Raw genomic sequence first — 12704 nt, forward strand, 5'->3', positions numbered from 1 at the left:
GGAGGATCCCCGACAGGTTCAAACCCTTGCAGCGCAAGGGATCAGCTGTGCATGGCGTCGAATTTTTCGCGCGCGACCTTGACACGCTCGGTGTTCTTGCGCGCCCATTCGCCGAGTGCACCGACCGGCACCAGAAGCTCGTAGCCAAGGTCGGTCAATTCGTAGTCGACCCGCGGCGGGATGGTCGCGAACACGGTGCGCGTGACGAAGCCGTCGCGCTCGAGCCCGCGCAAAGTGGTGGTCAGCATCTTCTGTGAAATGCCGCCGACCGCGCTGCGCAGCTCGTTGAAACGCAGCGGCCCGTCGCCGAGCTTGCCGACGACGAGCACGGTCCATTTGTCGCCGACGCGCTGCAGGATTTCCGAGATGGCGCGGCAGTCCTCGGTGCGGTGCGGGTGCCTTGGTAACAAAAAAGTGCCTCCTTGCACATTGAGCGGCCAGTTACTCATATAGCGCAGGTATCTAAACGATACCAGTATTCCTGTAAGGAGAGCCCCTCTATGTCAAAACCCAAAATCGCCATCGTCATTGGTTCGACCCGCGCCGCGCGCTTTGCCGACGTCCCGGCCCAATGGATTGCCAAGATCGCCAGGTCGCATGCCGACATCGATGTCGAAGTCGTCGACCTGCGCGATTTCCCGCTGCCGTTCTTCGATGAGGTCGCATCCTCCGCCTGGGCGCCGTCGCAGAACGAAGTGGCGCAGCGCTGGCAAAAGAAGGTCGCCGGATTCGACGGCTTCATCTTCACCGCCGCCGAATACAATCATGGCCCGACGGCCGTGCTGAAGAACGCCATCGACTACGCCGCCAACGAGTGGAACAAGAAGGCGGCCGGCTTCGTCGGCTATGGCAGCGTTGGTGGCGCGCGTGCGGTCGAGCAGCTGAGGCTGCATGCGGTCGAGTTGCAGATGGCGCCGGTGAAGTCCGCCGTCCACATCGCCTGGGCCGATTTCCTTGCCGTCAAGCAAGGTGAGAAGAAGCTCGATGAATTCGAGCACCTCAACCAGGCGGCAACCGCGCTCGTCAACGACATTGCATGGTGGGCCAGGGTACTGAAGACGGCGCGTCAGGCCGATGCCGTCGCCGAGGAAGTCAAGGCGGCCTGAGCGCAGGTTCGAACAATCCTCCCAAGGATTAATTCTCCCAAGGATTCAGGGCGGCGCATGCGCCGCCCGTTTTTTTCAGACGGCATGCGCGTCCTGCGCTTGCCTTGGCCTGATGATGCAATCGGCAAGGCGGTCCATCTCATTCAACTCGTCGGCGTGGTGCTGACCCCACTGGCAAAGTGCCAGCAGGATGGGCTCGAGGCTGAGGCCGAGCCGCGTCGCCGAATATTCCACGCGCGAGGGGATCTCGGCAAAGATCTCGCGGCGAACGAGGCCGTGCTCTTCCATGTCGCGAAGCTGCTGGATCAGCACTTTCTGCGTGATATTGGGCATCAATCCTTGCAGCGCCGACAGCCGCCGCGGCCCGTCGAAGAGATGGTAGAGGATGATCGCCTTCCAGCGGCCCGAAATCACTTTCAGCGCGCGCTCGGCCGGCAGCATCGGCAGTCTCTTGATCAGCTTGGCCATGGTCACCTCCCGGTCAGCGGCGGACAAATCGGTGTGTGGTCGAAGCCAGGCAGATAGTGGCAAACAGCGGCCGATGCCAATAACGATCGGTGCATGTGATGAGAGCCATTCAACTGAACCGTTTCGGCGACCCTGACGTTCTCGAAATGGTTGAGGTGCCGAAGCCCGAGCCGCAAGCCGGCGAGGTCCTGGTCCGCGTTCGTGCGGCCGGGGTGAATTTCTTCGAAGTGCTGATGCGCGCAGATCGCTACGCGGTGACGCCGCAACTGCCGATGATCCTTGGCGTCGAGGCCGCCGGGATCGTGGAGGCGCTCGGGCATGGGGTGGATGCTTCCTTGCTCGGCACGCGCGTCGCCGCGCCGTTGTTCGCCTCGGGCCGCCCGTTAGGCGGCTATGCCGATTATGTGACGATTGACGCAAGCCTGGCCGTGCCCTTGCCGGATGCGCTCTCGTTCGAAGCCTCGACGGCATTGATGGTGCAAGGACTGACGGCGTTGCATCTGTCGCGGCAAAGCCCGCCGGCCGGCAAATCGGTGCTGGTCGCCGCTGCCGCGGGCGGCGTCGGTTCGTTGCTTGTCCAGCTTGCGAAGCGGGCAAGGGCGAGCAATGTCATCGCGGCTGCCGGCAGCAAGGCCAAGCTCAATCTTGCTTTGTCGCTGGGGGCCGACGTTGCCGTCGACTACAGCAAAACGGACTGGCCAGAGCGCGTCCGGGCAGCGGCCGGCGGCGCCGGCGTCGACATAATCTACGACATTGTCGGCGGCCCGCTGACCGCGGTTGCGCTGGAGGCTCTAGCACCTCGCGGAGAGCTGGTGTTTGCCGCACTTGGCAGATACGCGCTCGGCGGCCCGGAGATGGAGGCGATGATCGGCCGCAACCAGTCGCTGAGAGGTTTTGCACTGCTGCCGCTGCTCTCTCCAGACGTGCTCCGTGACGACCTGTCGGGGCTCTTCAATCTGGCGGCAAGTGGTGAGCTTAAAGTGACCAACGGCGGTCGCTTCCCGCTCGACCAGGCCAGTCAGGCGCATCGCCTGCTGGAGGAGCGCGGCGCGACCGGCAAGGTCGTCTTGATACCCTAGTAGTGCTCGGCAAGGAGCCGGGGATCCGGGCTTGTGCCGTTCCGGCCGTCAGCGAACCCGATAGAACGGATTTGGCAACAGGAACAGCTTCTCGGCATGCCCCCCGAACAAGTCGGATGGCTGGTCGCCGACATTGGCAATTATCGTGTAGCCGGCCTTTTCGAGTTCGGCTCTTATGGGTGCCTTGAAATCTGCGGCGGAACCATATTTGGCTCCAGGCTGGACCATGTAAAGGTGCTCATAGCCGGCATAGCCCGCCGACTGCAGGTTCTGTTCGGTTGCCTGACGCTGGTCCTCCGGACGTCCGGTGATGAAGAACACCGCGACTTTCGCCGTTCGCGCCTGCCGGAAGACCTCCAGCACCGGGTCAATGGCCGGATCCTTCGCAAGCTGGTCCCAGGCGGCCCAGCCACAGGGACCGTCGATTGCGATATCGCAGGCGCCGCTGATCGGGCGGCCGAAATTGTCACGTGTGATCACTTCCCAGTTGGCCAAAGCGGTCTCGTCGATGTCGAGCACCAGTGCGGGGCGAGGCACCTCCGTCGCGCGCTTGACGACCCAGTCGCCGGCCTGCTTCGCCACTGCGGCAAGGTCGCGATCATAGTCGCCGGAATCATGATAATTGGCAGCCGCCAGCATCGCATCGCCGACATTGGCTGGCTGGGACGGGCTTGTGAGAAGGAGCGAATCGGAACGTGCCGGCACAGGAACATTTGTGCCGATCATCAGCACGATTGCCCCGACACGCGCAATTCTATTCCAACCAATCGCCCGCATCACGAGACTTTGCGGCCACGAGAAGTCCGCTGTCAAGCGAGACCGAACAGATGACCGTGCTCCCGGGTGAATTGTGACACGCTTTCGTAACCGACCGCGAACGCCGCGCTGCTCGCGGTCTTTTCCTCCGACAGGTGACGCACCGCCGAAATCTCCGGCGCAAGTGCGTCACCCCAGGTCATAGCCAACACGGCCTTGTCCGTGCCCTACGCCGCCTGAACGATCTCGACCAGTTCAACGTCGAACACCAGATCCCGCCCGGCCAACGGATGATTGCCGTCGAGCTTGACGCTGGCGTCGTCCACGCCGACGACTGTTACCGGCATCGGGCGCCCTTCTGGGGTTCTGACCTGCAATCGAGTGCCGATATCGACGTTGATGTTGTCTGGTACGCGGGCGCGGTCAACGGTCATGACCGCTTCGGGGCGGTGGGGGCCATAGGCGGCCTCGGCGGGAACAGTCACGGTGCTTTTCGCGCCCACCTCCATGCCCTCGACATGGGTTTCAAGACCGGGAATCACCTGTCCTTCACCCAGCGTGAATTGCAGCGGTTCGTTGCCGGAAGAATCGAATTGGGTGCCGTCTGCGAGGCGGCCATTGTAATTGATGCGCACGGTGTCGCCATTCTTGGCCTGTGTCATGGTAGTCATCCTTTTGGAAGGTTTTGAGGGGCCGGCCAGAGCTCACGGTCCCGTCCTCGATCATCCACGCACTCAAGTGCACGGCGCGAAACGTTAAAACTAGGTGCCTGGCTGCCGATGTAAACCCCGATTGAGCGACGCCGGCATGACGCCGCCGGCGCTCGCCGCCTCCGGCAGCAGTGCGCCGGACTGGCGGTCATGCCGCCTCAACCCATTCAGGCGGCGTGCAAATGGCGGCTAGATCAGGTTATGGCCGCCATCGATGCGGATTGTCTCGCCGGTCGTGAAGTCACTTTCCATGAGGTAGAGGTAGGCGGCGGCGACGTCCGCGGCGGTCGGAATTTTTCTCGATGGCAACCGGGCAGCCATGTCGGCAAAGAAGCCGGATTTGGCTTCTCCAACGATGTCCCACATCGGTGTGTCGACCCATCCGGGAGACACGACATTGACGCGTGTCGGGGCCAGTTCGAGCGCCAGGGCGCGGGCGAAGTAGCTGAATGAGCCGGCAATCGCGGAGACGACTGCACCTCCCGGCACCGGCGGCTTGTCCTTGTTGATACCCGACGTGAAGGTCATGGAGCCGCCGGCTCTCAGGGTGCGCACAGCGTGCTTGGCGAGCATGACGGCGCCAATCAGCTTGTTGTCGACGAAGCGCTGCACCGCCTCCATGTCGGCGCGCTCGATGGGGTCGCCGGGCGGCAGTGTTCCGGCGGTCGATACGAGGTGATCGAAATGACCGGCCTCTTCGAACAGGCGAGCGACGTCTGCTTCGTCGGTCATGTCGGCGACCAAACTTGTCACGCGATTACCCGCATTGAGCGTCCGTTCGGCCGCCTGCAGTTTCTCTTGCGACCGGCTGACGATCACGACCGTCGCTCCGCTGTTGAGCGCAGCTTCCGCGACGCCAAGACCGATGCCGGAGCTGCCTCCGACGACGATGACTTTCCTGTCCACGAGCGATGTCACGGGAGGTCTCCATTCGTTTGCGATGTAGGTGAGGGTCAAGCCTTGCCGGCGTAGGCGGCTTCGAGGTCGGCGATGATGATCTTGCGCATCCCATACATCGCCTGCCGGACGCGGTTGGCCTTTTCGCGATCCGGATCGGCACTGAGCCGCGGCAGGATTTCCGGGATGACCTGCCAATAGACGCCGAACTTGTCAGTGAGCCAGCCGCAGGGTTGTTCCCTGCCGCCGCCGGCGGTGAGCGCCTCATAGTAGTCGGTCTCGGCCTGGTCCTTGGTCTCGATGTAGAGCGAGAGCCGCTCGTTGAAGGGCGGCTGCGGCCCGGCGTTGAGCGCTGTAAGGTGCAGTCCCTCGAGCTCGAAATCGAAGGTGGCATGCGGGACCGTCTTGTTGGTTCCGGACACCCAGTCGGTGTATTCGATCGTCTCGAGCACTTTGCCGTTCTTGAAGACCGAGAGATAGAAATCGCGGGCCTCCTTGGCGTCGGTGTTGAACCAGAGGAATGGATGGATGGTGGCCATGTCCGTTCTCCGTTAATTCCTTGCGACAGCGATCTTTCGCGAAGAACCTGTCCGCCGTTACTTTCGTTCAGGCTAGCGGCGGTCCGACTGCCGATAGATCGAGCCGTCCCAGTCGCGGGCAAACCCGAGGTCTTCGAGCCGGCGGGTCGAGAAGCGTGCAATCAGCCGCTCGGTCCGGCGCCGGCTGCTCGAGGCGAGGATGCGGCCGGCCATGCCGGTCAGGACGTCGACGATGGGTTCAACTCGTTTGGCGCTCATGGTGCTCTCCGTGGATGTGGGCGGTTGCCCCGCGACTTTCGTCAGCGAGAGTATCAGTCACATCAGACTTGCCTCTTGCAGCGGCGGCGGATGACTGATTACGTGAGCAAACATGCCGTCTTCCGGTCTGGACGACAAACGATTTATCGGCGACAGTATGTGAGCAACGCTCACACATGCAGGTATCGAATCATGCCCCGGAAGCTGCCTCCCCTCACCACCTTGCCGAGCTTCGAGGCGGCGGCGCGCCTGTTGAGTTTCTCCAAGGCGGCAGAGGAACTTCATGTCACCCACGGCGCCATCAGCCGGGCGATCAAGAACCTTGAGGATCAGCTCGGTGTGCAGCTGTTCGAGCGCGGTACGCGTTCGGTGAGCCTGACCGCCGTCGGCGAGCCCTATGCGCGGGCGGTGCGCGAGGTGCTCGACCAGTTGGCCGCCGCCACCGCTGCAGCAACGGCCCGCTATTCGAGCTCGACACTGAACGTCAGTACCTCCGATGGCTTCGCGGGGAGATGGCTGGTGCCACGCCTCTATCGCTTTCACCGCGCGCATGGCGACATCGATGTGCGGGTTTCGACGAGCGGGAAGCTGACGAATTTCCTCGGCGACGGCATCGATGTCGCGGTCCGCTATGGCAGCGGAAATTATCCGGGGCTCACGTCAGAGTTTTTGACCGGCGAGGAGGTGTTTCCAGTGTGCAGCCCAAAGCTTCTTGAGGGTGCACATCCGCTCCGCACGCCTCAGGATCTCAAACATCACACGCTGATCCGTGACAGCTTTCCGATCGACTGGGCGACCTGGCTCGCAAGCGCCGGGGTCGAGGGCGTGGACCCGCAGAGCGGGATTACCTTCGACTCTGCCACCTTTGCCATGGAGTCGGCAGCACAAGGCGAAGGGGTGGTGCTCGGCCGGACCATGCTCGTTGCAGCCGACCTTGCCGCCGGGCGACTTGTCCGGCCCTTCGGCCACGCCCTGAAATCCCCCTCCAGCTTCTATCTCGTCTACCCGCCAGCGGCGATCCGTCAGCGCAAAGTCAAGGCTTTTCGGGATTGGCTGCTTTCGGAAGTCACGCCGTAAATGGGGTGACGGGAAGGCCGAGCCGAGGGGACAGTTCGCCTACAGATCAATGTCCGAAAAACCGCTACTATCAGCTCGCCCGAACTGCGGTGATGATCCAGGCACGCGAGTCGAAAAGCACGCCGTCCGCGGTCAAGCGCGCGTCGAGCAGTTCGCGCAACCGCCGCAGCGCCGCAGCGACATCCACATCCGCGCTAGCCAGCGGATGCTTCACCAGTTGCAGGCCAAGCAAAGCGTCATAAGCCGCGTCGACGTCCAGGCCATAGAAAACCGGTTCATGCACTTCGGCAAAGTCGACCGAAACAAAACCGGACGCACGCAAGACCTCCGCGGTGATGACGGGTCACCGAGCGAAAACGGGGTGGTGGTGGCTGCCGATATGGCGGTCCCCGGCGCAATCGCCCGCTGAATGGCAGTCGCCCACTCGTTGCGGTCCTGGCCCTGCCATACCATCCACACAAGACCTGCCCCTGGTCGCATCGCCCGGCCGATATTGGCGAACGCCGCCGCCGGATCGGCAAAGAACATCACGCCAAAGCGACTGATGCACAGATCGAAGCCGGCAGGCGGAAACGCCAGCAATTGCGCATTGCCGCGCTCGAAGGCGACGTTTCGCAATCCCTCGTCCGCGCTACGCCTCCGGGCGAACTCGAGCATCTCGGCCGATACGTCCACCCCGAGCACGCTGCCTTCCACCGCGACGCGGGCAGCATCGCGAGAAGATTGTCCCGAGCCGCATCCGATATCGAGCACGCGATCACGCGTTCCCGCCTTGACGGCAGCCCTGAAGACCTCGTTGTGCCGTCGCAGCTCGGCGTCGTAAAACTCGGCGCAGTTCAACACCATCGCACGCCTGCCTGGACATGATGGGCACGGCGGCATTCCCAGCCGCTCCGCTCTGATCTTGTCGATGATCTCCTCAGCCGGGTGATGCACCGACTTCTGCTTCGGGTCACCCCAGCACTATCAGCCGCGCCGCGCTGCCTCGATCGCGGCAACGTCGATTTTCTTCATCTCCATCATCGCCTCGAATGCGCGCTTTGCTTCGTCGCCGCCGGCAGCCATCGCCTCGGTCAGAACGCGCGGCGTGATTTGCCAGGAGATGCCCCATTTGTCCTTGCACCAACCGCAGGCACTTTCCTGGCCGCCTTTGCCGACGATGGCGTTCCAGTAGCGGTCGGTCTCCTGCTGATCGTCGGTGGCGATCTGGAAGGAGAAGGCTTCGTTGTGTTTGAACGCGGGACCGCCATTGAGGCCGAGGCAGGGGATGCCGGCGACCGTGAACTCGACCGTCAGCACGTCGCCCGCCTTGCCGGACGGGTAGTCGCTGGGAGCGCGGTGGACGGATTTCACCAAGCTGTCGGGGAAAGTCTCGGCATAGAAGCGGGCCGCAGCCTCGGCGTCCTTGTCATACCAAAGGCAGATCGTGTTCTTGGCGATTGTCATTGCTGGTCCCTTTGCTTTTGAATCAACCTGGGCTTTTGATCAACCTGGGCTTTTGAAATCAACCCGGGCCTTGAAGTCAATCCGGGCTTTTGCACAGCCAGCCTCGGCGTTGCACTACGAAAATGGAATGCGCTCGTGCCATCTGACGTTCCGACAGCAACACCTGCACGGCATCAAGGTATCACGGCTGGCACTTTTAAGACCAGATGTGGGCAGTGACTCGAACGGGCGACGGTCCGCCGGGTCCCGACCGGTGGCCTTCACTTTTTTGTCTGGGGCAGCTTTGTTTGGGGCAGCGCCGCTTTGCTCAAGGGCGTGCTGGCTTTCGGTTGGGCGCCCCGGTGCCTCAGGAGGCGCACAAGCAAGTTCCGTCTGCCCTTGCGCGGGACGAGATCGATATCGCTGACAAGCTTTGCGCCGCCCTCGCGACGCTCCAACGTGATCTTGCGGCTATGAAAGGTTTCCAGCTCGGCGCGATGCGCTACGCTGATGATGGTGACCTTCGGCAATTCGCGAATGATCATCTCCATCATCTTGTCCTGGCTCTTCTCATCAAGTGCTGAGGTTGCTTCATCCAGCACTATGATATCGGGGCTGTGCAGCAGAAGACGCGCGAAGGCGAGCCGCTGCTTTTCGCCACCCGACAAGGTCTGGTCCCATGGCGCGTCCTCTTCGATCTTGGCGTTGAGATAATCGAGTCCCACCTTGTCGAGAGCCGCCTTGATCTTTTTCAGCGTCCAGTTGTCGGCGGCGCCTGGATAGGCGACTGCGCGGCGAAGCGTCCCGGTGGGGATGTAAGGCCGTTGCGGCAACATGAACAACCGTCTGTCGGCGTGGATGTTGACGCTGCCGCTACCCCACGGCCACAGGCCTGCGACGGCCCGCACCAGCGTGCTCTTGCCTGAGCCGGATTCGCCGGCAACGAGCACCCGCTCGGCTGGTTTGATCACGACCTCGGTTTCCTTGACCACGGCGGTACCGTCGTCGAGCGACACGGAGAGATTGTTCAGCCCAAGCATCGCATCGCCTTGGGTTTCGCCGCGCTTAATGCGTCCAAGGGTGTTGCTCTGTTCCGCCCGCTCGAGCCCGTCGAGCGACATCATCAGCGAGGCGATGCGCCGTGCACAGGCATTCCAATCAGCGAGACGGGGGTAGTTGTCGACCAGCCATCCGAACGCGCCCTGCACGATGGCAAAGGCCGAGGCAGCCTGCATTACCTGTCCAAGTGTCATGCTGCCTTCGAGAAACTTTGGAGCGCAAAGCAGAACCGGCACGACCGGCGCAAACAGGCTCGACCCCTGCGACACCAGCGCTGTGCGCATGTGCTGGCCTGCAAGGAGCGCCCACTGCCTGAGCACATGGGCGAATGTCTTGTCCATGCCGCTGCGCTCCTCCTCCTCGCCGCCGAGCAATGCGATACTCTCGCCGTTTTCCCGCACGCGCGTCAGCGTGTAGCGGAACTCAGCTTCCGCCTGGTTTTTTTCCTCGGAGAGGTGGACGAAATGGCGGCCGATGACCGCCATCGAGGTGGACGTGATTGCGGCATAGATTACCGCGGTGACGACCAGGAAGCCGGGAATGGTGACGGTCGAACCTGCAATCGGCAGGGTCAAGGCGCCGCCGATCGTCCACAGCACCACGATGAAGGTCGAGGCCGACAGAAATGCGACGATGACACCGGCAATGAAATCGACGGGCGATTCTGTGGCAATCCGCAAATCCTCGGCGATGCGGGCTTCGGGATTGCTGTGGTCACCGCCGACGAGGTTCAGCTGATAGTAGCGGCCGCTTGCGAGCCAACGTGCGATGACTGCGGTGGTGAGCCAGGAGCGCCAGCGGCGCTGTATCGTCATACGAAAGAAGACTTGTGCCACCACAAGGCTTGTGCTTCCGAGCACGAGCGGCACGAAAACGGCGCTCAGCCGATATACGGTATGGGCGTTGCGTTGCTCAATGGCGTCGAAAATCGCGCGATTCCAGACATTGATCCCATACTGGAAGCCGACATTGGTGACGATCAGGACCAACAGCCCGATCGTGCACGGCCAAGCGAGCCTATCGCCAATGCTGCCCCAGTAACCGCGCGCGCTGATCCAGAAACGCTTCAGCAGGTACCTCTTGCGCGCCTGCTCGGCCTCTTCGGGTGTCAGCTCCGGATCGGGTTCGATGAAATCCGGCGGCGGCGCGGCCTCGCCGACGACCTCGGACGCGGCTTCGACAGTCGATTGTTTCTCGTGGCGCGACTTCTCGGCATCGCGCAATTGGGCGACGTCAACCGATTTCGGCTTGAATCTAGCCTCGGGCATCCGGCGATAACGGCTTAAAAATCAGAAGGTTTCATAGCGTCCGCTCGAGATGGTCAGCTGCCAACAGCGCCTGGGTTTCGCTCATGATTGCCGGCTGCCGTAGCGGCCTCGCTCCTGCATCGGCTCCTGTGACCGCGACGCAGCTCCGCCGGCAGGCGCATCGCATGGAGAAGCGCCGCGCAAAATTAGCTGCAAGGTCGGCCTGACATCGCTTTTCCCGAAGCGACTGCCTCAGGCCGCCTTCCGCTGGGATTTCCATGCTTCGTGGTGCTTTCCCCACGCCGACATCACTGTCACGGCATCGTTCAGGCTAAAGCCCAGCGGCGTGATCGAGTATTTCACGCGCGGCGGAACCTCGTCGTAAGAGCGCCGGCTGATCAGGCCGTCGGCTTCCATCTGCCGCAATTGTTGCGTGAGCACTTTCTCGCTGACGCCGGGCAGCAACCGGCGCAGTTCCGCGAAGCGGTATGGCCGCAGATGCAGTTCCCACAGCAGCGAGGTTTTCCATTTTCCGCCGATGGCCTGCAGTGCGGCGGCAAAACCGCAGCTGTCCGGTTCCTTGCATCTCATTTGGCAGTCCCTGTCATGATAGCGCTCGCTTACCTCAAGGTGCGTACTTCTCAGCGCATTGAGAATTTATATCTTCGGCTTGGGCGCGCCAAACATAAACGAACCCTCGTCGCGAGGGCCAACGCCTATCGGAGAAGTCATCATGATATCGAATGTCTGCGTGCTCGGCGCGGGCCGAATGGGCTCGTCCATTGTTCGAACGCTGCTCGGCTACGGCTATCCAACATGGGTCTGGAATCGGACCGCGGCAAAATGTGGCCCGTTGGCGGCTTTGGGCGCGACGGTCGCCCCTTCGGTGGCGGATGGATTCCGAGCAGCCGATGTCGTGATCATCAATGTTCTCGACTATGCCGCCAGCGACGCTTTGCTGAAGCAGGACGGCGTCGCTTCGGTATTGGCCGGTAAAGCCGTCGTGCAACTCACCTCCGGCTCACCGCGCCTGGCGCGGGAAGAAGCTCGCTGGGTGGAGGCGCATGGTGCCGGATATCTGGACGGAGCAATCATGGCCACTCCGGATTTCATCGGAAAACCGGAGACTGCATTGCTCTATTCGGGTTCCCGCGACGTTTACGAGGCGCACAAGCCCCTGCTTTTCGCGCTCGGCGGCGGTACCAGCTTTGTCGGGGAGATTCCCGGCCAGGCTTCCGCGCTTGATACCGCACTGCTCACCCAGATGTGGGGCGGGCTCTTCGGAGCATTGCAGGGGATGGCTATTGCCGAGGTCGAAGGTCTCAGCCTGGAGATGTTCCGGAGCCATCTCTCGGCATTCAAGCCGGTGGTCGATGCGGCTCTCTTCGACCTGGTCGATAGGACAAATGCCAGGCGCTTTGCCGGCGACGACGCAACGCTGGCATCATTGGGCGCCCACTACAGCGCCTTCCAGCACCTGCTCGAGGCATGCGAGGAGCGAGGGCTCGACGCGGGTATGCCTCGCGCCATGGATACGATCTTTCGGCAGGCGCTTTCGCTCGGGCGCATGGAAGATGATTTTGCATCTCTCGCGCCTCTGTTTCGGAACGGCTCACCGCATCAGAGCAGGAAAACGGCAAATGCATAGCGGCGGTAAGACGAGACGAACCGCGACCTGCTCATGCCGGGCGGTGGAACTTATCCTCACCGGAGAGCCGCGGGGTGTCTACGCGTGCAGTTGCCTGGAGTGTCAGCGATGTACCGGCACGGCGTTTTCGTACCGGGCCATCTACGCCAACGCGGCCCTCGTCGGACAGAAAGGGGAGACCAGATTTTGGCGCAGAACCGGGTCGTCGGGACAATGGTTGAAGCAGACATTCTGCACCATTTGCGGATCGGTCGTCTTCATGCGGGCAGAAGGATTGAAGGATGCGCTGTCGGTCTCGGTCGGCTGTCTGGAGGACCCGCATTTTCCGGCCCCGGCAACGCTCCACTGGCCTGACAGGAAACATAAATTGCTTTGTTTGGAAGGCTTGCCCAAGGTCGCTTGAGGAGCGAAATGGCGATGCGTGCAGACGCTGGC

The 12704-nt window shown here is 62.2% G+C and carries 15 protein-coding genes and 2 pseudogenes; 5 read left to right on the forward strand and 12 right to left on the reverse strand.

Annotated elements, in window-relative coordinates; all coding sequences use genetic code 11:
- Positions 1-41: 41 nt before the first annotated feature.
- Positions 42-410, reverse strand: a complete 369-nt coding sequence (locus NKI22_RS14995) for a winged helix-turn-helix transcriptional regulator (RefSeq protein WP_023719142.1) — start codon at positions 408-410, stop codon at positions 42-44.
- A 90-nt stretch (positions 411-500) separates the two neighbouring features.
- Between NKI22_RS14995 and NKI22_RS15000 the strand changes: the two genes are divergently transcribed.
- A complete protein-coding gene (locus tag NKI22_RS15000; protein ID WP_023719141.1) occupies positions 501-1106 on the forward strand; it encodes an NADPH-dependent FMN reductase in 606 nt (201 codons plus the stop codon).
- Positions 1107-1181: 75 nt separating this feature from the next.
- On the opposite strand, the gene NKI22_RS15005 is transcribed toward NKI22_RS15000, so the two are convergent.
- Complete coding sequence (locus tag NKI22_RS15005) at positions 1182-1574, reverse strand: winged helix-turn-helix transcriptional regulator (protein WP_352483120.1); 393 nt, start codon at positions 1572-1574, stop codon at positions 1182-1184.
- A gap of 98 nt (positions 1575-1672) precedes the next feature.
- On the opposite strand from NKI22_RS15005, the gene NKI22_RS15010 reads away from it, so the two are divergent.
- Complete coding sequence (locus NKI22_RS15010) at positions 1673-2653, forward strand: quinone oxidoreductase family protein (protein WP_352815463.1); 981 nt, start codon at positions 1673-1675, stop codon at positions 2651-2653.
- Between the two features lie 48 nt (positions 2654-2701).
- Here NKI22_RS15010 and NKI22_RS15015 read toward each other — a convergent pair whose 3' ends face one another.
- From NKI22_RS15015 to NKI22_RS15040, 6 genes and pseudogenes are all read right to left on the reverse strand, one after another.
- A complete protein-coding gene (locus NKI22_RS15015; protein WP_352815465.1) occupies positions 2702-3379 on the reverse strand; it encodes an HAD family acid phosphatase in 678 nt (225 codons plus the stop codon).
- Between the two features lie 83 nt (positions 3380-3462).
- Positions 3463-3546: pseudogene (locus NKI22_RS31450) on the reverse strand (helix-turn-helix domain-containing protein); the annotation flags it as partial.
- Between the two features lie 90 nt (positions 3547-3636).
- Complete coding sequence (locus NKI22_RS15025; protein ID WP_023719136.1) at positions 3637-4071, reverse strand: FKBP-type peptidyl-prolyl cis-trans isomerase; 435 nt, start codon at positions 4069-4071, stop codon at positions 3637-3639.
- A 237-nt stretch (positions 4072-4308) separates the two neighbouring features.
- A complete protein-coding gene (locus tag NKI22_RS15030; RefSeq protein ID WP_352639975.1) occupies positions 4309-5037 on the reverse strand; it encodes an SDR family oxidoreductase in 729 nt (242 codons plus the stop codon).
- Between the two features lie 35 nt (positions 5038-5072).
- A complete protein-coding gene (locus NKI22_RS15035) occupies positions 5073-5555 on the reverse strand; it encodes a VOC family protein (protein WP_352639974.1) in 483 nt (160 codons plus the stop codon).
- Positions 5556-5627: 72 nt separating this feature from the next.
- Positions 5628-5813 (reverse strand): DUF1127 domain-containing protein, encoded by a 186-nt coding sequence (locus NKI22_RS15040; protein ID WP_352483125.1) that lies wholly within the window; start codon positions 5811-5813, stop codon positions 5628-5630.
- A 192-nt stretch (positions 5814-6005) separates the two neighbouring features.
- On the opposite strand from NKI22_RS15040, the gene NKI22_RS15045 reads away from it, so the two are divergent.
- Positions 6006-6890 (forward strand): transcriptional regulator GcvA, encoded by an 885-nt coding sequence (locus tag NKI22_RS15045; RefSeq protein WP_352639973.1) that lies wholly within the window; start codon positions 6006-6008, stop codon positions 6888-6890.
- A 70-nt stretch (positions 6891-6960) separates the two neighbouring features.
- On the opposite strand, the pseudogene NKI22_RS15050 reads toward NKI22_RS15045, so the two are convergent.
- From NKI22_RS15050 to NKI22_RS15065, 4 genes and pseudogenes are all read right to left on the reverse strand, one after another.
- Positions 6961-7736, reverse strand: a pseudogene (locus tag NKI22_RS15050) (class I SAM-dependent methyltransferase).
- Positions 7737-7856: 120 nt separating this feature from the next.
- Complete coding sequence (locus NKI22_RS15055; RefSeq protein WP_352639992.1) at positions 7857-8330, reverse strand: VOC family protein; 474 nt, start codon at positions 8328-8330, stop codon at positions 7857-7859.
- 266 nt (positions 8331-8596) lie between these two features.
- Positions 8597-10642, reverse strand: coding sequence for an ABC transporter ATP-binding protein/permease (locus tag NKI22_RS15060; protein ID WP_352639971.1), 2046 nt, complete (start codon positions 10640-10642; stop codon positions 8597-8599).
- 231 nt (positions 10643-10873) lie between these two features.
- Positions 10874-11212: a winged helix-turn-helix transcriptional regulator gene (locus tag NKI22_RS15065; protein ID WP_352958545.1), complete on the reverse strand. Its 339-nt coding sequence runs from the start codon at positions 11210-11212 to the stop codon at positions 10874-10876.
- Positions 11213-11354: 142 nt separating this feature from the next.
- Between NKI22_RS15065 and NKI22_RS15070 the strand changes: the two genes are divergently transcribed.
- Both NKI22_RS15070 and NKI22_RS15075 read left to right on the forward strand, forming a co-directional pair.
- Positions 11355-12269 carry an NAD(P)-dependent oxidoreductase gene (locus NKI22_RS15070; protein WP_352639969.1) on the forward strand — a complete coding sequence of 305 codons (915 nt, stop codon included), beginning with the start codon at positions 11355-11357 and terminating at the stop codon, positions 12267-12269.
- Positions 12262-12672, forward strand: a complete 411-nt coding sequence (locus NKI22_RS15075; protein WP_352715512.1) for a GFA family protein — start codon at positions 12262-12264, stop codon at positions 12670-12672. The genes NKI22_RS15070 and NKI22_RS15075 overlap by 8 nt, the downstream gene beginning before the upstream one ends.
- Positions 12673-12704 lie beyond the last annotated feature (32 nt).

Origin of the sequence: Mesorhizobium sp. M0778 (assembly GCF_040320105.1) — a bacterium.
In the GTDB taxonomy this organism is placed as follows: domain Bacteria; phylum Pseudomonadota; class Alphaproteobacteria; order Rhizobiales; family Rhizobiaceae; genus Mesorhizobium.